The organism is Streptomyces sp. SGAir0957, assembly GCF_043523415.1.
In genome coordinates this window covers 1-20,098 of the sequence record NZ_CP027291.1, presented here as the reverse complement: position 1 = coordinate 20,098, position 20,098 = coordinate 1, and the positions used below count along the sequence as shown (strand labels likewise).

Genomic DNA, 20,098 nt, shown 5'->3' with positions numbered 1-20,098 from the left:
AGCAGGGAGAGGACTTATGACGCTCACCCACGACCTCGACTCGATCACGGCCACACTCGACCCGCTCGGCGCCGACGCGGTGATGAGGGCCTTGCCCCAGGCCAACATCGCGGCCGACACCAGGTGGCTGCACACCCGAGCCGAGATCCTCTCCCGGCACGCCGCCTCGATCCGTGACGTCGCCCCCGCCCGGGCGGCGTTACGGGACCTGGGCATGATCACCGCCTCCCTCGCCCGCCACACCGGCCGCCAGATCCCGCCGCCCGCCGTCGAAGCGGCCATGCTCCACCTGGGCGCCACAGCCGACGAGGTCCCCCGGGAGACCGTGTACTCCTACGCGACCCGCAACCCCCGTGGTCCCCGAAGGCGCTCCTTCACCGACACCCCGGGCGAGCACGTCTTCATCGACGAGGTCACCGATGCCAGCCACGCCCTCGACGACGCGATCCGGCACTGCGCGGGCATGCCCGAGGCGGCCAACCAGGAAGCGGCCGACGCTCTCGCCGCGACCGTCCACGAGCGGCTGCGAGCCTTCGCCGCACATCTGCTGACGGTCAAACGCACGCTGACACCGGAGTACTTCACCGGTCTCCTGCGCCCGTACTACCCGCCCCTGGACATCGACGGGACCACCTACTACGCGCCGGGCGGCGCCCAGATGCCCCTGCTCGTCCTCGACGTGATGATCCTCAGCCAGGCCGCCACCGGCAACCTGGCTGCCTGGTACGAGCAGTACCTCACCGACAATGTCTTCTACCTGCCGCCGCACCACCGTGCCATGGTCGACGCAGCCCGCCGGACTCCGGGTCTTGCCCGCCTCGCCCGCCGCCACCCGCACTTGCGGCGGGCCGTCGCCCTGCTCATCGATGACCTGCTGCGCTTCCGACTGCCCCACCGCCAACTCGCACGGGACAACATGGCTGTCCGGGATGACGGGGCCCTCGGCAGCGGCGGCTACACCACCAGCGCCCTCGACCGCCTGCTCGACGTCACCGAAAGTGCCCGCGCCCTTCTCAGCCCCGGGAGTCCCGTATGAGCGCCTCCATCGACAGCGACTTTCCGCCCTTCCCCCTCGGCGCCCCACGCTCCCCGCTCGCGCTCGACCCCAGGCCCGACCACCCGCCACAGCCGGTTGCGGATCACGTATGCCTGGACTACCCGAGCCGCATCAACGCCATGGCCCTGGACTCCAGCAAGATCGTTCCCAGCCGGGGTGCCTACCTCGCGGGCGAACTCCTCTTCGCCTGCGACCTCATGCGCCGCGTCGAGGTCGAGATCGTCGGCGACGGACCCGCCGTCCAGACCGCCCCCGACTGCGACCACCCGGTCCTTGCCCGGCACGCCGCGCTGCTGATGCGCACGGCACTCGGCACCCGAGAGCGGCTGCGGGTACGGGTGAGCGCCCCGGACCTGCCCGCGCACCTCGGACTCGGCTCGAGCAGCGGGCAGATCGCCGCCGTGGCCGCGGCCGTAAACGAGCTCTACGGACATCCCGTCCCCGCCCGCCGGCTCGTCAAGTTCCTGGCGCTCAATCACGGTGAGGAGATCGACCACGACGACGCTCACCTTCTGCCGGTCCAGTGTCTGGGCGGATCCGCGACGGCCGGGCTCATACCGGGCGCGGTCCAGGTGATCGCCGGCGCGCACGTGCCGCTGCTGCAGGCCGCCCTGCCCGAGGACATGCGCATCGTGCTCGGCATGCCCCACAATCCGGTGATCTGGGACGCCCGCGACAGCCTCGCCGCCGAGGCCCGCCACTTCGACGCCTTCACCGCCACCGGCCGCACGTACGGCCCTGAGATCGCCTACCGGCTGCTGCACGATGCCTGGCCCGCCCTGCTCGACGGGGAGCTCGGTCCGCTCGGCAGCCTGCTGTTCGACTATCGCTTCCGGATGGGGAGCCTCGCCAACTGCGCTTTCTCGCATCCCGAGTTGCTGGCCACCGGCGAGAAGGTCGAGCACATCTTCACCGAGCGCCTCGCCGAGGTCCTCACCCTGTCCTCCGTCGGTCCCACCTTCGCTGCCCTTACCCGCACGCCCGAGCGGTGCGAGCAGGCGTTCGCCGACGCGGGATTGCGGACCGTGCGCTGCCGGCCGTGGAACAGCGGCTACACCCTCCACGGCCAGGAGGAACAGTGACCGAGACTGGACCGGCACCCACCGGCACCTACTGGAACGACCGAGTCACGGTTGCCGCTTTCGCCGAACTGCCCACGCCGCCCTACCTCGCCAATCTGCTCACCGCCCCGGTGCCCGACGCCGCCCTCGCGCTCGATGCGGGCTGCGGTGCCGGCCGGAACGTGCCCGCCCTGGCCGCTGCGGGCTACCGGGTCCTCGCGATCGACCTGCACCCCGGCATGCTGCACCAGGCCCGCCGCCACGCCGGACCCCGGACCGCCTTCGTCGAAGCCGACGTCACCCGCCTCCCTCTGGGCGACCGGCGGGCGTCCCTCGTCGTGTGCCACGGCGTCCTGCACAACCTCCACCACCGTGACGCTCTCGCCACGGCGCTGCGCGAGCTGCATCGGGTCCTTCTCCCCGGCGGAACGCTGTCGCTGAACCTCTTCACCGCCCATCACCTCGACCCGTGCCTCACTCCCCTCGGTGACGACCGGTACGCGTTGCCGAACGGCCAGTACATGACGCTCCTTTCCCCCGAGGACCTGCTCTGCTTCATCCATGCCGCAGGACTCGTCCCGAGCGGGGAAGCCGTGCAGTACCTCCGCGCGGGGGACCCGGGGCAGCGCTCGGTATGGCGCGCGATCCTCACCCGGCCGTAGTTCATCCGAAGGGACTCACTCGTGCTTCTCGTCGCGGCCACCACCGATGCGCCGACCGACCCCGGCGTCGCCTTCGCCCATCTCAGCGTCCCCGTGTCCGGCCCCGCTCTCGTCCTTGACGGGCCGACCCTGCGCCGTCAGCGGTGGCACGGGCCAGGCGGCGGCCGGCCGAAGGAGGCCGCCCCCGGGGTGGTCCGCGTCCCCTTATGGGCCTGCCATGCCGACGAATCCACCGGTGAGGCCGTCTTCTTCGTCACCGTGGAATGGCGTCCAGACGCCGTCGTCCTGGCAGCCTTCCACCGCACCACCGTGTCCGCCGACGCGTCCGGAGATCTCACGGCGTGGGCCTGCCTCATCGCAGATGAGCGTGCTGCGGTGAACTTCCCGCTGCCCCGCCCCGGGCAGCGCTCCGGACAGGGTCCGGAGGCCGAGGAGAAGATCACCCTCACCGCCCTGGCCAATCCCACCGCGGTCGCCCGTCTGCTGCGCGATCACCTGCCCGCTACCGGTGTGCCGGTCAGCGCCCCCACCATCCACCGGCGCATCCTGCGCTCGGACATCTATCTGCCGCCCGGTACCGGACGGCGCGAATACGCCGCCCTCACACCCCGTTCCGACGGAACCTGGTGGGCCAAGGCCAAAGTCCTCAAGGACGGCCAGCTCCACAAAACCATCCGCCCCGCCGCCACCCGTGACGAGGCCCTGGCCCAGGTCGCGGAAGTCCTCGGCCACCCACGCCTCATTCATGCCGGCCTGCTCCAGCGCGCCACCTGGGACCTGCCCTCGCCCGCCGACACGGACGGCCACTGGTCCACCGTCACCGTCGACACCACCACCCTCGCTCCGCACCCCGACACCCTGCAGCAGGTCGAGATCGAGTACGCGGCCTGCTTCACCGCCGCCCCCGTCACCGCGACCGCCTCCCAGATACGGCAGTCCGTGGCCCAGACCGCCGACACCGTCGCCGCCGTCCTGACGGCTCACCACATCCCGCACGCCCGCAACGGCCAGAGCAAGATCGAACACTTCCTCGCAGCCGGAGATGCCGATGCCCGCCGCTGATCAGGTCATACCCATGCTCGACGCCTTCCTCGACGGCAACGCCAATGCGGTCTCCCTCGACGCGTGGTGCACCGAGAAGATCACCGTCCAGCTCAGCGGTCTCACGATCGAGGTACTCGCATCTACCAGCACCGCAACGACCTACGTACAGCGCCTGTTCACGCCGCCCAGCAACCTGTGGAACGTCGTACGCCCCAACGCCGCAGCCACCGGCGTCACCGCGACGATGCGCTGTCTCGCCCTACCCCGTGCTCACGTCTCGGCCCTTGCCGAGCATGTCCGTTCACGGGGCACTGGAGCACCACGCCCTGCACTGATGCACGTCGGTGCCCCGGCAACATGGCACCAGATGCCCGGCGGCCCGGTACTCCTGACCGATCCCGATGCCGGGATCGCGCCGCAGCTCATCGTCCGCCACCCCGGCAGCTTCACCGTTATCACCTGCGACGACACCGACGCCACGATGAACGCCGCCCGGCATCTGCGGGAGATCGGCTACCGGCGGGCCGAGGACGACGGCTGGGTGTGCCTTCACGCCTCGGCCGCCACTATGGACGGCCGCGGCATCCTGGTCGTCGGCGACTCCGGCGCCGGCAAGTCCACGCTCGCACTCGCGCTGGCCGCGACCGCGAAGGGCGCCTTCCTTTCCAACGACCGCACCATGATTGCCGCTTGCTCAGGCGTGGCTCCGCAGGCTGTCGCCATGCCCGGCCCGATCCGGCTCAACGGCGGCACCCTGCAAGCACTCGGATACGCGAGCGCCGAGCAGTGGGACCTCACGCGCCCCCAGTCCACGATGAACTCCGACTGGCAGAACTTCCGCGGCTCCAACAAACTGCACATCCTCCCCTCCGAATGGCATGAGCGCACCGGCACTTCATTGGCCACGACCGCAACCGTGGATCTCGTCGTCTTCCCGGAGGTCATCCAGGGCTCCCAGGAGCTACATCTGCAGGCCATGCGCCCCGAGTCGGCCCGGGAGCTGCTGGGCGCTCAGTGCATGTCGCCGGGCGACAACATCTACGTCAGGGACTGGCTCGGCATCCGGACGAGCAGCCCCGACGACCTTGCGCGCAACGGAGCCCGCGTCATCGGCGCCCTCGCCGGCCGGCCGGCTGTCAGCCTGCGCTTTGGCACCCGTACCCCGTACGCCGCCGTCACCGAGACCGTGCGCGCGGCCTTCAGCAGCCCCGCTTCACGCCGATGAGCGCCACAGTGATTCCCCCGAGCAACCGGCTTCTCCGCCTGCCCGGCGCCGTGGCCAAGGTCTACCGCGAACCCTGGCGCGCGCACACCGAAAGGGCAGCTCTGCACAGGCTTTCCGAGGCCGGCATACGAGCCCCGTCCGTACTCGCTGGCGGTTCCGTCCGGGGCCGCCGACTGCTGATCCTGCGACGTCTGCATGGCACGGCGCCAGGCAGTGGCGAGGAGGCGCTGCGGCGGGTCATCCCCTACCTGCATCATGTCCACCAGATCACTGGTCCCGGCTTCGGTCGTCTCTGCGACCCGGTGGCCGCAAGCTGGGGAGACTACCTCCGCGCGCGGCTCGTCTCCTATCAGGCCGCGCTCGGCCGCCACGGATTCCACGAAGCCGCCGCCACAGCCGAGGCACTTGCGAGTGCACTCCCGCCCGAGCCGGACGCGCCTCGCCTCCTGCACAACGATCCGGAACCCGGGAACTTCCTGTTCGGGCCAGCCGGTACCGCGGGCCTCGACTGGGAGCTGGCGATCTACGGGCATCCGAGCCTCGACTACGCCCGGGCCGCTCATGTCTTCGCCGTCCACCTGGTCCAGCTGAGCCGACTCCTTGCCGACCACGGCATCCCGCACTCGGAGGAGACCTTGGCCGCCTACCGCTCCGTCCACCTGCTGGGACGTCTCATGTCAGCGGTCACCGCCACCCCGCCCGACCCCGTGGCTGCCCAGCGCCACGCGCGAGACCTGATCACGAAAGCCACCTGACGACGACAGCGAGGCCCCCATGCAGGCACGTCATCCCCACATCGGCCCCCCGGCCGACCAGCACTCGTCCACCTCACCACACGAACGGGACCCGCTCGGCGTCGCTTCACCACCCGACTCCAGCTGCCAGGCACCCGGCACCTGCGACCACGGGAATCCTCCGGACCCGGACCGCTACGACGCGGTGCTCTTCGACTGGGACGGAACGCTCGTCAATAGCCATCCCCTCAACTTCCGCAGCCTCTCCCGCGCCTGCGCCAGCTGGGGTCTCACCATGGACGAGTCGTTCTACACGTCCAGGATCGGGACCTCCGGTGCAGAGCTGATCAGCGAACTGGCCGCCGCCACAGGGACCCACGTGCCGATCGACGAGGTTGTCGCCCGGTGTCTCGACCTGATCCTCGACGAGATCGCCGAACTGCAGACCTATCGGCCGGTGGTCCAGCTTGCCGAGACTCTGCACGGCCGCCTGCCCCTGGCCATCGCATCGGGCGGTGCACGCCGGGCCGTCCACGCCGGCCTCGACGCCACCGGCCTACGCCCTCTGTTCACCGACGTCATCACCGGTGAAGACGCCCCTCGGGGCAAACCGGACCCCGGGTTGTTCCTCCTCACCGCGGCCCGCCTCGCCGTCGCACCCGGCCGCTGCCTGGTCTACGAAGACTCGGCCGAAGGCGTACAGGCAGCCAAGACCGCAGGTATGGACGTCGTGGACGTTCGTTGTTTCCGAACATGATCCAGCCGAGCCCGAAGGAGTGCACCGGCGGCACTCGAACCCGCAGAACCGGCACGGGCCGCTTCGCATACGGAAGGATCCGTGCCTGTAGTGGCGTCGCCGGCATCCGCAGACATCGCTGCTCGCGTAGCGTGACGCGGGTGATGGTGGGCACCGAAGAGACACGGCTGGTGATCGTGCGAGGCAATAGCGGCTCGGGAAAATCGAGCGTCGCGGCCGGCATGCGTGAGAGGTTCGGGCACGGACTGGCCTTGGTCAGCCAGGACAACCTCCGCTGTGTGGTTCTGTGCGAGAACGACCGGCCCGGGGCGGCGAACATCGGCCTGATCGACGTCGTCGCCCGCTACGCCCTCACCGCGGGCTATCACGCGGTGATTGAGGGCGTCCTCTACGCCGAACACTACAGCGACATACTGGCCCAACTACGCGCCGACCACCGTGGCGTGAGCCACGGCTACTACCTGGACATGCCTTTCGCGGAAACCCTGGCCCGCCACGCCACCAAGCCCGGTCTCGCCCACATCAGCGAGGCGCAGCTACGTTCCTGGTACCGGGAACATGACCTGCTGCCCCGCGCTATGGAGACGGTCATTGGCGCCGACAGCACTCTGGCCGAGACCATCGACCGCATCATGCGTGATACCGGACTGGCAGACCTTACGGCTCCGGAGTAGGTGGCGTAGGAAGGTGTCAGGCCCGCATCGCGGCCATCGGTCAACGGACGACGTCTCCGAGGTAGCCGGTCGCAGGCTCAGCGGAAGCGAGCGTAGCAATGGGGTTCCGCAGCGACCGCGGCAGCAGGTTGATCTCCGGGACACGCTGCAGTTCCACCCACTCCGGGATCCCCGCCGCGTAATCGATGGGGTCGTCAAGGAGGCCGACGGGGGGTGCGTCAACCGAGCACCTAAAGATCATTTCGATGCTGTGGGTACCCGACTCGATGACGGGCCCAGCCTCCTCCGGGCCTATGTACTCGCGCAGCCACAGGAATCGCCTGGCGAAGATGCCCAGGCCGGTCTGAAAGTAGACGTGGCGGCTGAGGGCGCGGCTCGTATCCTCGCCGTGGCGCTGCGCACCGCCGGGAAGGACGTAGCAGTCCTCGCCCTTGAAAGAGGTCTGCAGAAGCAGCACGTGGGAGTCGTGGAGAACGACGGCCTTAACGGAGCTGGGGATGGACCGGGTGGGCGGCTTGGCCACGGAACGGCGCTCCTAGTCGTACGCGCTGACGGCGATTCGGGATCGGTGAGGATCATCCGAATCCAGTGTGGGGCGCGGGCTGCAGGAGCCGCAGTGACCACCATCACCTGGCCCCGCCAGCCGGGTCGCCGTCGGCGAACCGGACTTCTTGCTCACGAAGACCTTGCGGCATCTGGCGGCCTTGAGGGTGGCCCGCTTGCCGGCAGCCCCCCTGTGATCCCTATGCGTCACGAGCGCAACCCGTCTCCTCAAGATGGTTACGTACATAACGCGACTTCGGTAGTGTGTGATGTCACTAACCACCTTTCCTGGAGGGGTGAATGGCAAACCGTGAGCTGACGGCATCGGCGCTGGATGAGACCGAGGAACTCTGGAACGCGAACCAGGTTGCCAAGGTGCTTGACGTCTCAGCGACGGAGATCGGGCGGCGACTGCGCGGCGGTGAGCCGCCGCGCCCTCGCTTTCATGCGGGTTCCGCGAAGGCGGCGCTCTGGGTGCCAGCGGAAGTGCGGCTGTTCGCCGCGCAGCGGGGCGAGGCGCTTGCCGATGGTCCGCGGCGGCGGCTGCCGGTGCCGATGTGGATCGATCTGCCCTCGCTCGATGCGCCGCTGGCGCGGGTGGCGGATCAGGTGATGGAGGTCTTCGTCCCATGGGCGGAGGACCAGTATTCGGTGCATGTGCGGATCTGGCGCGGTCCGGTGGACGGGGCGGAACGCATCGTGTGTCTGATCTCAGCGATGGACGTACGCACCTTGTACCCCACGGTGGCGTCCCATGGGCAGCACATCGCCGAAGAGATCGTGGCGGCCGGACTGCTCACGCCTGAGGATGCGCGCCGGTGCTTCTACTTCGGCCTGGGTGTACGCGCCGAGCCGTACCAGGCCAAGCAAGAGGACCCGCAGTCGCTGGTGTATCTGACGTTCGCCATGCCGGAGCCCCAGTCCGGGCTGCTGGGGCGCTGGCGTCGACCGGAAACGCGGCTTTTCGCCCCGGGCGGCGCGAGCGTGATCCGGGCACGGCTCACTCAGCTCGCGCACTTGGTGGGCGAGGACATTGAGTTGTACCCGGTCGGCACCCACACACACGAGGTCGTCGAGCGGTACGTGGGCGGTGAACGGCCCGTCGCCCTCGATTGGGACCCTGACGAACTGGTTGCCCATGTCGAGCGTACGAAGGTGCTGCGCGAGTGGGCCGTGCAGCTGCAGGCAGCCGGTGAGCTGCGCGACGCGGCCACGGCCGTCGACGCGGCGACCACCACTGCGAACGCCGCGCTCATGGCCAATACGCGGTACCACCATTCCTACGGGAAGGAGCAGCGAACCACGGTAGACCGGCGCTGCCCCGAGCTCAGCCGGGAGCAGCGGGATGAACTCGCCGCTTTCGCCGCTGACTTCGGCGGCAACGACATCGCGCACTGGCTTCGGCTGCACCGTGCCGCGGCCGCCTTGTGTCATCGCGCCGACCTCGACGAGCAGGTACGGGAGTCGTTGGTGGCCGCGTGCGCGGAGAACGACGCAACGCTGCCGATCGTCGTGCGGGCCACGGCCCTGAAGCATGGCGGCTGGCCGCTGCGGCTGACTGATGACGAGCATCCTCAGCTGGGTGACTATGTGCAGACCCTGGCCTGGTACGGGCCCAAGGACAACGACCAGGAGCTCGCCGAGCTCCTGGTCAGCGCGCTGTGGGAGGAGGAACGCGATAACGCGCGTGCTGCGTATGACCCGTTCGGCAGGCTCGTGCTCGTCACCGCCGAGCGTGACGTCGTTGCGGTTGCCTGCCCCGCCACGCAAGGGGCCATCCATCGCCTCGATCAACCACACCGGGGCTTCACTGCACTGCCCGACGGCCGGATCGACCTGTTGCAGATGGAAGAGAGCGGCCCGAACCGCATCAGGCTCGTCTGATCTCCTGGCCAGCCGGCCCGGTCCGTGATGCCATAATCTGCGCGACTCAACCACTGGTGCGAAGAGGGCTGGACTGGGCGCGGCCGGAGGCCCGTAGAGGCGAGTGCGGCCACCAGGCAGTGCCGGCCCGCGGCACTGCCTTCGCCCTGCACGGTGGGCCCGAATTGGCTGATCTTGAGCACCTGTGCTCCCTCACACGCCGGACTTAAGAATGCGCGGACCTGCCCCGGCAGGCGATGTCCTACCGTGCCTTGCCGAGGTGCACGGCCGGGATCGATTCCAGGTCGGTGGCCTCGACTTCGACCAGGAGGTGGTCCGCCAGGCCCGGGGGGAGCTGAGCGCCCACCCACTGGTGCACCCATCCGGCCAGCCACCGTTCGTCCGTTCCGGTCTCAACGCCTCCGTCGAGCTGGTCCAAATCCTCGCTGCGCAGCGGTCCTTCCGCGTGTTCCAGGGCGGCGGCCGCCGTGCGCAGCCGCGCCGAGGCGTCCTCGGTGAGGAGGTCCACCGGGGTGAGGACCTCGATCCGCACGCGGTAGTCGTGCGAGTGCCGGCCCTGCCCGCACGGCTGGTTCCTGAGCTGTACCGGCAGAGCGTGGTACGCGGAGACCTCGATCAGGTGGACGGATGTCACGTGCCCGGCGAGCGCCGGGGTCTGCCGCCCGGCCTCGATGCCGGACAGGTAGGCGGTGTACTCCTGGCGGACGTACCGCTGCGGGAGGTCGTCCCACCGGCTGTCCGTGGGCGGGAGTTCTCCACGCCACAGGCCGGAATTCGCATCCTGCTCCCGCAAGGCCGTCGCTGTGATGCGGGCGTTCTCCTGCTGCTCGGGGGAGGCGTAGTCGGCGAACGCGAGGACCGTCCGGTCTTGCAACGCGGCGCGCATCAGCAGCAGTTCACGGCCAAGGGCCGGATGCGCCTCCCCGATGATCTGCTGGATCCGGTGGTGGGCCTTGAGCGACTCGGTAACCCGGCGGTGCGCTTCGGGCGACAGCCCGCGCGCCGATTGCGCCGCGGCCGCTGCTTCGCTCTCGTCCACCGGATACGGGAGGGAAGCGAGGCGCTCGATCGCCCGGTGCAGATCGGGGGTGGTGCGCAGCCGGTCACCGACCGTCTCGCCCTGCTCGGCGTGAGCCCGGATCACGCGGCTCGTCAGCCCCGTCACCCCATCCTGCACGGCCAGCCCGTCCGGGTCCTCGGGAGTGAGGAGAAGTTCCAGGAGTTCCCGGGCCTGGGGCCAGATGATGTCCCCCTCGGGAACGGCCCGTTGCAGGATGTCCCGGTCCGGGGAGGCGACGAGTTCGACCACCGGCTGGAGCGGAACCTGGAGCAGCCGGGCACCATCCGGGGCATCCAGGCCCTGTTCGATCGCCGTCGCATGCAGCGCAGCCGCCAGCACGGCGGTCACAGCCGACGTCAGCTCCTCCAAGTCGGCGCCGAGGTTTTCCTCCGTCTCGCCCCAGGTATTGGGGAAGAGCATGAAATGCCAGTGGATCAGGGCCTGCGCCCATGCGATGCTTCCGGCCCACGGCGAGGGGAACCGGGCCTTCTCTATCTGCTGCAGGAGGTCGTCGTCCACCGGCTCACGCTATCGGCACCCCGGACCGCAGATCATGAGAACGGCCGGATCAAGTCATTCAGGGGTACATCACTTGCTTGAGGAAGCGGCGGCCGCGGTCGGGCGACGGTCTCCAGCAGGGCCCGGGTGCTGCGGCGAGTGTGTGGAAGCGGGCGGCTACGGCCGGCGGACCGAGCGCCGCCACCGCCCACAGTGCGGTGACCCGGCGGCCGGTGGAGATCCCGGTCGCTGGCCGCTGGAACGGCGCGACGGCGATGTCCTGTGCATCGAACGGAGCGGGGTCGAGGTAGGTCATGCCGCCGGTCCCGCACAGGTACGTGCGGGCACCGGTCGCGGCGGCCAGGTCGGCGAGCCGCTGGGAGCGGCCCGGCCGGGCGGGCAGATCGCTGCTGGGTCAGGATCTGTCCGCGCCAGCTGGCCCGCTGGGCAGGCGGGTGGGGATGGTCAGCCACCGCTGGCGGGCCGGGTCGTCGAGGTCGACGAGACGGGCCCGGTGCTGGTAGTCGCGGCGGGTGAACTGGACGTCCAGGACGATCCAGTAGTCCGCCGCGAACAGCTTGGCCAGCGTGCTCAGCCGGGGAAAGACATCGGCTGGTGGATCGCACACAGCCCGTCGGCCGGCCGGTCAGGGGATGAGGCGGCTGGTGAAGCCGTCGCAAATGAGGGACACGTACGCGTCATGCACGTCCTCCGGGACCTCCTGGGCGATGGCGAAGCCGAGCTTCGGATACTCGATGACCCGCTGGAGGTCGCCGACGAGCATGTCCAGCACGAGCTTCTCGTCGCCGATGGACTTTAGGTAGTCGTCGAACTCCAGTGGCTCCGACGCACAGAGGACGTCGACGTCAGGCCACAGCTTGCGGGCGGTCGCGAACGACCGCCGTTCCATGTAGGGCTTGGAGATCAGCAGCACCGTCGTGGGGTGGATGCCGGCAGCGGCGAGGACCTCGCGGGCGAGGGTGATGTTCTGCCCGGTGTTCGCCGCGTTCGGCTCGAGCAGGATCGCCTCGGCGGGGACGTCGAGCTCGATGGCATGCTCGCGGAAGCGGACGGCCTCACCCCGGGGGAAGACCTTGGCGGTGGTGGGGCTGTTGCTGCCGGTGAACACCAGGCTCGGGAAGAGCCCGGCGCGGTACAGCTCGGCGGAGTGCGTGGCGATGCCGAGGTCGTGGCTGCCCAGTCCGATCGCCGCGTCGGCGGGCCGCAGCTCGTGGTGCATCTGGTGGTAGTCCCAGATCATCTGGGCCTGGCGCCACTGGTCCTCGGTGATGGCCTGCTGGTTGTCGCTCACGCGTGTGTTCTCCCTGGTCACGTTGCCGGGGGCCGGTCGGCCCTTCGCTCATGGCCTTGATGCGAGGTCGGCATACCGTTCATGCCCGGCCCGGGCTGTCACTGGGGCGGATCATGCTCCGTGGCCGTGAGGAAGCCTTCCAGCGCCGCGACATCCAGGAAGTCGATCCACGCCATGCCGTCGGGCAAGGGGCCCATGTCGGCGGCCAGCAGGTCGGCTGCTTCACCGCCGACGGCGAACACCGCGCGCATTGCTGCCTCGTGTCGCTGGCGTAGCGGTCGTTCGCCGGGCCCGACCTGGGAGAGCCCGGTCAGGTAGGCGCGGGCGGGTGGTGTGAGGATGACGGCGTGGGAGCGAAGGAAGTCCTCGAACGTGGCATCGGCCGGTTCGGCGTCGTTGGCTGGGTCGCCGAGCTCGGGGTAGGGAACGTAGCAGTTGTCGAGGAGGATCGCGACGAGGCTGCATTCCTTGTTCTCGTCCTGGTGCGGCAGGATGCGCCACCCGGTCGCGGACTCGGGGTAGTTCGTCTCGGACCGGTACTCGGCGCATACCGCTTCCAGCAGCGACCGCAGCTCGAGCACCACGATGGCCGGGTCGCTCATCACCAGCTTGTCGGGTTGCCGCGGAACCAGGAGCCGGTAGCGCGCCCGTTGCCGCACGGTCTGTGCCCGCGCGGCGTATTCGACGAGGGTCTGCTCCGCGCCGAACTGCGCTGCGGCCCGGCTCGCCTCGGTACTTCCGGCGTCGGTGTGGAACGTGCCATCGGCGGAACGCCAGCCCACGCGCCACCGCCAGCACTCGCGGGAGACGGCCGTCCCGGTTGCCCCCCACACGGGATCGTTCCACGAGATGAGAGGGGGCCGATCGACGGTTTCCGCAACGACCTGGGCCTCCAGGGGCTGGGGCGCGCCGGACACGGGCAGGCGTGCGGTGAGCCGTTCGCCGTCTGCCTGCCAGTCCAGAGGAGCCGGCGGGAGCGCGGAGACGCGCAGCAGGCCGTCGCCGAGGCCGGCGAGGCGGATCAGCAGGGCCTTGCGGACGGCATCGGTCTGCCCGGCGTCCCAGTCGTGCGGATCCACGTGGGCGAACAGCCCGAGCAGCTCGGCCTCCCGGTCACGGCGAGCCTGGGGCAGCGTCGCGGCATCGGGCAGCGGCCCCTCCTTGCGCCAGATGCGGGCAAGGACGGGTTTGTCGGAGGCCAGAGCGACCTCGCCGCGGGTGAGGGCCATGCCCTCGGCGGCCTCCCGTAGTTCGGCCGCAGGCAGGGCAGTGACCAGCGCGGCCAGGTCGTCGACGAGGGTGGCGGCCTGCCACGGCGTCGGCGGCAGCGTGATCGGCAGCGCCGGCCACTTCTCGGCCGTGTCCTGAAGGCCATGGACGTAGAGGCGGACCTTCAGCGGCACCTGATCCAGAGCCGTGAACGCCTCGGCCACCAGCCGTGCCGCGAGGCCGTCGCCGGGCGCGGGATAGCTGCGGAACGCGCACACCGCGCTGACCAACTCCCGCCCCGTGGAGGCAACTCCGAGTGCCGTGGCGGCCAACCCGGTCCGGGACGTGGATGCGTGCTGGGACATCGCCCGGAGACTCCTGTCGGTCAGAACCTGCTGAGATCCGGCGCGGCGGCCACATACCGGCCGTGCACGCCCGGGCATCGAGCATAGAGCCGCAGAGAAGCGGCACTCGGCCAACTTGGCCTAACACCACACGTACCGGGACGATGCGGGGTGGCGTCAGCTACCCCCAGCGGCCGCGGGGAGCCTCCGGCACCGGATGCTCCGTACGCCGCCGCAGCGCGTCCCGATCCAGCCGGGCCGCCTCCTGATCGGCCTGGGCGCGAAGTTCGGCCCAGCCCGCGGGCGGCGCGGGCTCGAGCACCCGCTCGCCGTCCCAGACCGGCCCCGGCATGTACAGCGCACCGAGCCGCCCGGCCAGGTCCCGCTCCAGCTCACTGGTCGCTCGCACGAGCTCCCGGGCCTCCTCACCCCCGTCGCGGACTGCGGCGATGAGACGGTGATCGAACAGGTGGCCCAGCCGCACCTCCCACCAACGGGAACCCTGGTGGTCCTGACTGAAGGGGGCCCGGCACAGGTCGACGGCCGACAACGCCCCGTGCTCGGCCACCCGGGCTAGCACGTCCCGGTGCAGCGCGGTCAGCCGTGGCACCTTGCGGGCCTTCTGGACACCGGGGACCTCCTCGACTCCGGCGCGGCGGCGCAGGAGGGCGTGCATGCCGGCCAGGCACGCGTTCTGGTGCCGGGCGCACCACCAGCCCTCACGGCCGGAGGCGTCGACTAGTTCCAGCAGCCCTGGGCACACGTCACACAACCGCAGGACGATCGGTTCGTGTCCGTCACTTCCGGAGCCGTCGCGGTCGTCGCCCGGCCACCACGGCCGCTCCACCGCATCGGTGCGCCCGCACAGTGCGCACCCGGATGAGTGGAACGCCTCCTCGGGCAGAGTCCTGCGCAGCTCGCGGACCGCCCGCCACGGCCACACCTCAGCAGTTCCCTGGTATTGGAGATCATCGGTCCAGCCCAGCGACAGGCACTGCTCGCACAGACCGATGGGGGACGAGGCCAGCGGGGCACCGCGCTGGGCGACGCGCGCCGCCTGAACGTGCCGCCCGCACCATGAGCAGCTCTTCAGCGGTACGGCCGCCGGCCGCTGATAGGGCACGGTCGCCTTCGCGGACACGGTCAAGTCCCGTTCCTCAGTAAACAGCAGCCGGCCCTCAACTTCCCGCTCTGGGCGGAACAGCCGGACGACCTTGCTGCGCCCGGCGAGCGCGAGCCGGGTACGCCAGTGGCCGTATCCGACCATGTCCCACACCCGCTCACGCTCCCCGCGGTCGCGGGCGGTATCGCGCAGACGCTGTTCGGCCTTGCGCTGCTCGGCCGGGTCGTCCAGGCGCGGCCGCAGGTCCACGGCGAGGTCGACGTGCAGCAGCGGGTCCTGGCTGGGCTCGGCGTACGGGCCCACCGCACGAATCTCCTTGACCCACCACAGCGTTGCGTCAGGGTCGGCGTTGAGCGCCTGGGCGGCCTTGACCACCTTGGCGGCCAGCGCGTCGGCGTTCTTGCGGGTGGACGGCTTGCGGCCGGAGGCGTGGGCCAGGGTCCGCCCGGCGGGGGTCAGCGTCCAGGTCCGGTGGTCGTGGTACTCGCAGTCGTCGGTCCTGCAGTTGTAGCAGTGCTGGACCTCGTTGAGGTCCTCGGGCGCGGTCAAATACCCGGCGTCGACGGTCGCGGCCAACAGCGCCAGGCACCCGCCTCGGTCGAGGTGCACGGCGCGCTGGACATCGCGGATGTGCAGTCCGAAGGGATCGCCGCGCTTGAGCAGGTCGCGGATCTCGCGGGTGGCATGGCCCAGAAGCGGAGCGTCCAGGTCCACGACCCGTTCTCCCTCCTGCCGCCCGACGCCGCCGAGCGGCATCAGCGCGGGACCGCGGTCGCCGTCCTCACGGGCATACTGGCCCGCCATCTCCGCGACGAGGTCCGCCATGTCCCGCACCAGTTCCTCCACGCTCTCCACGGCACCTCTCCTCTGCGTCCGCGCAGTTGCGCGAGGAACTCTCCGAAAGGGGCCGGCACACCGCTTGCTCCTTCCGGTACACACCAACACCGAGCCTATCGGCGCAGGGCGACGGTTCATGCCGTCCTGGCGGAACGGAGGGCCCTGCAGACCCTCGGGCGCTTGCCATGGCCACCCAGCCAGATCACCGAAGCCCGGCGAGGCGGCCCAGGATGGCCTCGACTATCCCGACCGATCCCTCGCCGGCTTGCCAGCTCGGCAACCCCATCCTGCCCCAAGGCCGCGATGCCGACCCGGGCGCAGAACACCCTCACCTCCGCCCTGCACCAGGCACCCACCCTGCGCAGCGCCGTTCGCCTGCACGCGGGATAACGAGAATGTCCGCTGGGTTGCCCGAGTCGGCCGCCACCGTCCTCTCCCGGGCGCCGCTCCCGGTCGTCTCTCCTGCCTCAGCAGCCACAACTCCCCATTCCTGTGGACTCCTTGACCGTGTTCTTCTCCCGCCGGAGTACAGGGCGGGCCGACAAGGCCGACGACCGACACGAAGGAGTGACGATGGCCGAGACCAGTACCCGCCAAGCGGCGGGCACGCAGGCGATCACGGTGGGGATGGCGCGGCGGCCGGGTACCGAGCCCCCGTGCGCCGACGGGTACGACCTCCAGCGGCGCGGGCAGCGGGTGTGCGCCGCCGTCGTCGACGGCGCAGGCCACGACGTGGCAGTCGTCCGCTACGCCCAGGCGGTGCCGCCGGTGATCACCCACATCGGCATGACCATGGGCGGACTGGCCGCACTGACCACCGCCGGACAGATGGCCCACGCCTACGACACCCCGCCCCATGCCTCCGCCGTCTACGCCCGCATGGAGCCGGGCCAGCCCACCACGATCCACTGGATCGGCGACTGCCGCGCCTACGCCTGGGACAGCGCCGCGCTCACCCAGTGGAGCACCGACCAGACCATGGGCCAGTACCTACGCCGCAACGGCGTGGCCGTGGACCTCGCCGCCGCCCACGACAACTGGTCCAGGACCGGACTCGCTCAAGCCGGCGCGGCCATGTGCCGCGAGACGCAGATCCCCGAACACGTCCGCCTGGTCCTGCTCGTGACCGACGGCGTCTCGGACCAGGTGGGCCCGGAGGAGATGGAGCGGCTGTGCCGCGCGCACGAGACGGATCCCCAGGCCCTGGCCGACGCCCTGACCGCCGCCGCACAAGCTGACGCGGACGGCTACCGCGACGACGCCACCGTCATCGCCCTGCTGCGCCCGACCGCCTGACAGGCGGGAGTGAGGGATCAGGCGAGATCGTCGACCGCCCAGGCCGTACGAGGGCGGAGGTCCCTCGACCCGGAGCCTGCAACACATCCCGCCACCCCTGTCCCTGAAGACGCCCGGCCTCCCGCGTGGTGGAACGCCTTGCCGGATGGCCTTCGCCCCGAGACCCACTCGCCGGGACGCCGTCCCCGCTCGCGCTCCCCAGAACTCGTCGAAAAGCGCCAGCACCGACCAGCCTCACCACGTCGGCCCTCCAAGACGAACTGGACTGCAGCAGCGCACTGTTGTCGAGACGCCCGCGCCCGATACAGCGACCACTACGCTGGGTGACGCGCCACGCACCACGCCAGGCCGACAGGAGAGACGATGACCACCCCCACGGTGACTGCCCCTACAGCACCCGACCTCACGACCTGAGGACCGAGCTCCGTCACCACCACGGCCTGGCCGACCTCGATCGAGGCCTTCAGGATTGGCACATCCGCATCCTGGACGGCGACCGCGAGGTGGGAAGCCTGCGCGCAGCTCGCTGCCGGTACTACAACACGGACAACCTGGCCGAGCGGATGGCCGACCACGGCACGCTCTGCGCGATCATGGCCAGTCGGCTCCTCACCCCGGACGGAGGCTTCTCCGCCGAACTGGAAGAGGCCGTCGAACAGCCCGGCAACTTCCTGGTCATCGACGCCCTGAACGTGCACGCCCCCTTTAACGACCAGATGGTCGTCACCACCGTCGTCGCCGATGTCATCGACCGGCTGACCGACAACTTCTACGCCGTCGTCCTGCCACGCGCGACGTCGGCCGCCGACGCGGACACGAAACTCCTCGCCCAGGCCGGCATCGACCTCGCCGCCGAAGCCGTCTGCGACGAACTGCAGCTCATCGATACCTGCCTCGCGGCACCCGAGCGTGCCGCGGCCCACGCCCGCGAACGCTTTGCCACCCGCGTCCAGCACCCGCACTGGCACCTCGACGACGAGGAAGAAGGATGGCCTGAAGAGGAAGACGAAGGCGTGCTGACGGCCCGCACGGTTGCGGTGCTGGGTCTGGCGGGCGAGGAACTGTCCGCTCTGGCCTGGCAGGAAGTGACCGCGCTGGGCGACGAGCCCTTGTCACCGGGCGCCGGAGGCCTCTTCGGCCAGCTCCCGACCATCACCCTGCGCCGGGACGGCCAGTGGCGCAGGCAGATGGCCAGAGCCTTCGACGACCTGACCGGCGACCTGCGTGATGCGGACCGAAACGGCCTCGAGCCACGATGCACGGGCGAGGAGATGGCCCTCCACCTGATGATCGACCGCGCCCGGTCGATCACGACGAACCGGCCGAACGCCGTGCGTGACCTCGTCGCCGATCTGCCCCGAAGCCACGCCGACTACGACTGGGAAGGTTGCTCGGACAACCTCTTCGAGGACCACGACGTGCTGATGCTCTTCGACGCCAGGCTCGATGGGATGGAGGACAAGGACAGCGAGGTTCACCAGGCCATGGGCATGGTGAACCTCGCAGCCGACGAGTGGTTCGAGCCGTTCCGGGCAGACGATGCCCGCGACCCTGACCGCGGATTCCGCAACTGACGCTCCGGCCGCCGGAACGCCGGACAATCTCGATTCGCAGGACACTCGCCTTGGCTGAACAGGCGAAGCCTCGTGCCAGCCCCGGGCGCCGTCTTTGGCTGATGCTGCGTCAAGCACGGGTGACCTGATCCCGCCGTCGTGATCAGAGACACCTGTACGGTCAGCGAGTGGTTTCCAAGGGACGGCACCAGAATTCGGATGTCGCGAATGCGCTCGACCGCGCCAAGCGGGCAGGCTGCACCGTCACGCCGGACAAGAATGGTCACCGATGGGGCTGGGTGGTCTGCTGCTCCTGCGGAGCGCGCCTCCCCGTCTCCGGCACGCCCAAGAACCCCGGCAACGAAGCGAAGAAGATCGACCGCTTCGTCCGCGACCACCAGCACTAGGGAGAGACGAAGTGGAGTGGAATTTCGGCCTCCTGCTCAGGCAGCCGCTCACCCGCGAGCAGGCCGACGCATTCGACCACTGCGATGCCCTTGCGGACGGGGCGATCTCGTACACGCTCGCCCCCGAAGACCCTGGTGCTCACCCTCACCCCGCAGATCCAGACGCGCTGCGCCAGCTGAGCTGCGACATCGAGGCCCCGACCCTCCTGGACGCCGTAGCCGAAGCAGTACAGCGCATCCGGCTCATCGACGGGCTCCAGGCCGTCGGTGTAACCCTGCCAGCTACCGTGACGCTCGACGAAGCTGCTCAACGCAGCGGGCACAGCGAGCACGCGCTGGCTGACCTATCCCAGGACCCCCGGTTCCCCGAGCCCGAATCCGACGAGGGAACGCTGCTCTACTCCTGGGAAGGCGTCGCCGCCTTCCTACGGGACATCGGCGAACCGGCTCCCGACGTGCCGCAGGACCTGGTGATCGCGGAACACGCACTTCGCCTCGTCGACGCCCTCGACGGCGCGGACATCGCTCCGGGGACACTCAGGGCATTGGGGCTGCCGATCGCCTGAGCACGCCGCTCGTAGCCCCACACGGTCCGCTCCGATGCCGGGTACGCCGGGCGGCTCGTCCGCGACCCCGTAGTAGTCGCCGAGAGCGGTGACGCCTTGCTCACCCTCCAACTGCGCCAACAGGCTGGCCGCAGCGACACCATTGGCCAGGTCGCCGGCGGTGCGTGCCACCCGGACCTGCGCCCGACCAGTACGAGGCTTACCGTCGGCGAATTGCAGGACATCGCCCGAAGTACCCACGCTCACGCCGGC

The 20,098-nt window shown here is 69.9% G+C and carries 20 protein-coding genes; 13 read left to right on the top strand and 7 right to left on the bottom strand.

The genetic code is table 11. The annotated features are described in order from the left end of the window. Positions 1–16 precede the first annotated feature (16 nt). The 8 genes from C1N81_RS02560 (at position 17) to C1N81_RS02525 (ending at position 7,214) form a co-directional block, all read left to right on the top strand. Complete coding sequence (locus tag C1N81_RS02560) at positions 17–1,036, top strand: monodechloroaminopyrrolnitrin synthase PrnB family protein (RefSeq protein ID WP_394426287.1); 1,020 nt, start codon at positions 17–19, stop codon at positions 1,034–1,036. Beyond that, positions 1,033–2,139: a GHMP family kinase ATP-binding protein gene (locus tag C1N81_RS02555; RefSeq protein WP_394426286.1), complete on the top strand. Its 1,107-nt coding sequence runs from the start codon at positions 1,033–1,035 to the stop codon at positions 2,137–2,139. The genes C1N81_RS02560 and C1N81_RS02555 overlap by 4 nt, the downstream gene beginning before the upstream one ends. Next, positions 2,136–2,780, top strand: coding sequence for a class I SAM-dependent methyltransferase (locus tag C1N81_RS02550; RefSeq protein WP_394426284.1), 645 nt, complete (start codon positions 2,136–2,138; stop codon positions 2,778–2,780). Before C1N81_RS02555 ends, C1N81_RS02550 begins: the two co-directional genes overlap by 4 nt. Positions 2,781–2,801: 21 nt before the next feature. Further along, positions 2,802–3,842, top strand: a complete 1,041-nt coding sequence (locus C1N81_RS02545) for a hypothetical protein (protein ID WP_394426283.1) — start codon at positions 2,802–2,804, stop codon at positions 3,840–3,842. Then, positions 3,829–5,049, top strand: coding sequence for a hypothetical protein (locus tag C1N81_RS02540; RefSeq protein WP_394426281.1), 1,221 nt, complete (start codon positions 3,829–3,831; stop codon positions 5,047–5,049). Before C1N81_RS02545 ends, C1N81_RS02540 begins: the two co-directional genes overlap by 14 nt. Continuing rightward, a complete protein-coding gene (locus C1N81_RS02535; RefSeq protein WP_394426278.1) occupies positions 5,046–5,804 on the top strand; it encodes a phosphotransferase in 759 nt (252 codons plus the stop codon). Before C1N81_RS02540 ends, C1N81_RS02535 begins: the two co-directional genes overlap by 4 nt. A gap of 19 nt (positions 5,805–5,823) precedes the next feature. Next, complete coding sequence (locus C1N81_RS02530) at positions 5,824–6,540, top strand: HAD family hydrolase (protein ID WP_394426276.1); 717 nt, start codon at positions 5,824–5,826, stop codon at positions 6,538–6,540. Between the two features lie 143 nt (positions 6,541–6,683). Continuing rightward, the gene (locus C1N81_RS02525) at positions 6,684–7,214 is read left to right on the top strand and encodes a P-loop NTPase family protein (RefSeq protein ID WP_394426852.1); all 531 of its coding nucleotides are present in this window, start codon (positions 6,684–6,686) and stop codon (positions 7,212–7,214) included. A 40-nt stretch (positions 7,215–7,254) separates the two neighbouring features. On the opposite strand, the gene C1N81_RS02520 is transcribed toward C1N81_RS02525, so the two are convergent. Beyond that, on the bottom strand, positions 7,255–7,737 hold the full coding sequence (locus C1N81_RS02520) for an NUDIX domain-containing protein (protein ID WP_394426274.1): 483 nt from the start codon (positions 7,735–7,737) through the stop codon (positions 7,255–7,257). A gap of 320 nt (positions 7,738–8,057) precedes the next feature. On the opposite strand from C1N81_RS02520, the gene C1N81_RS02515 reads away from it, so the two are divergent. Further along, positions 8,058–9,641 carry a hypothetical protein gene (locus tag C1N81_RS02515; protein ID WP_394426271.1) on the top strand — a complete coding sequence of 528 codons (1,584 nt, stop codon included), beginning with the start codon at positions 8,058–8,060 and terminating at the stop codon, positions 9,639–9,641. A gap of 241 nt (positions 9,642–9,882) precedes the next feature. Here C1N81_RS02515 and C1N81_RS02510 read toward each other — a convergent pair whose 3' ends face one another. From C1N81_RS02510 to C1N81_RS02485, 6 genes are all read right to left on the bottom strand, one after another. After that, complete coding sequence (locus C1N81_RS02510) at positions 9,883–11,220, bottom strand: hypothetical protein (protein WP_394426270.1); 1,338 nt, start codon at positions 11,218–11,220, stop codon at positions 9,883–9,885. Between the two features lie 58 nt (positions 11,221–11,278). Then, positions 11,279–11,515, bottom strand: a complete 237-nt coding sequence (locus C1N81_RS02505; RefSeq protein ID WP_394426268.1) for a hypothetical protein — start codon at positions 11,513–11,515, stop codon at positions 11,279–11,281. A gap of 99 nt (positions 11,516–11,614) precedes the next feature. Further along, positions 11,615–11,827, bottom strand: coding sequence for a WbqC family protein (locus tag C1N81_RS02500; RefSeq protein WP_394426267.1), 213 nt, complete (start codon positions 11,825–11,827; stop codon positions 11,615–11,617). Between the two features lie 18 nt (positions 11,828–11,845). Then, entirely contained in the window at positions 11,846–12,511 is a 666-nt protein-coding gene (locus C1N81_RS02495; protein WP_394426264.1) for a YdcF family protein, read from the bottom strand. Positions 12,512–12,609: 98 nt separating this feature from the next. Continuing rightward, positions 12,610–14,085, bottom strand: coding sequence for a hypothetical protein (locus C1N81_RS02490; RefSeq protein WP_394426263.1), 1,476 nt, complete (start codon positions 14,083–14,085; stop codon positions 12,610–12,612). A 160-nt stretch (positions 14,086–14,245) separates the two neighbouring features. Then, entirely contained in the window at positions 14,246–16,042 is a 1,797-nt protein-coding gene (locus C1N81_RS02485; RefSeq protein WP_394426261.1) for a hypothetical protein, read from the bottom strand. A 555-nt stretch (positions 16,043–16,597) separates the two neighbouring features. Here C1N81_RS02485 and C1N81_RS02480 point away from each other — a divergent pair. The 4 genes from C1N81_RS02480 to C1N81_RS02465 all read left to right on the top strand — a co-directional run bounded on the left by C1N81_RS02480 (position 16,598) and on the right by C1N81_RS02465 (position 19,846). Then, on the top strand, positions 16,598–17,320 hold the full coding sequence (locus C1N81_RS02480) for a hypothetical protein (protein ID WP_394426259.1): 723 nt from the start codon (positions 16,598–16,600) through the stop codon (positions 17,318–17,320). A 323-nt stretch (positions 17,321–17,643) separates the two neighbouring features. Next, the gene (locus C1N81_RS02475) at positions 17,644–18,894 is read left to right on the top strand and encodes a hypothetical protein (RefSeq protein ID WP_394426257.1); all 1,251 of its coding nucleotides are present in this window, start codon (positions 17,644–17,646) and stop codon (positions 18,892–18,894) included. A 167-nt stretch (positions 18,895–19,061) separates the two neighbouring features. Then, positions 19,062–19,280, top strand: a complete 219-nt coding sequence (locus C1N81_RS02470; protein WP_327378955.1) for a hypothetical protein — start codon at positions 19,062–19,064, stop codon at positions 19,278–19,280. 11 nt (positions 19,281–19,291) lie between these two features. Then, positions 19,292–19,846 carry a hypothetical protein gene (locus tag C1N81_RS02465; protein ID WP_394426254.1) on the top strand — a complete coding sequence of 185 codons (555 nt, stop codon included), beginning with the start codon at positions 19,292–19,294 and terminating at the stop codon, positions 19,844–19,846. Positions 19,847–20,098 lie beyond the last annotated feature (252 nt).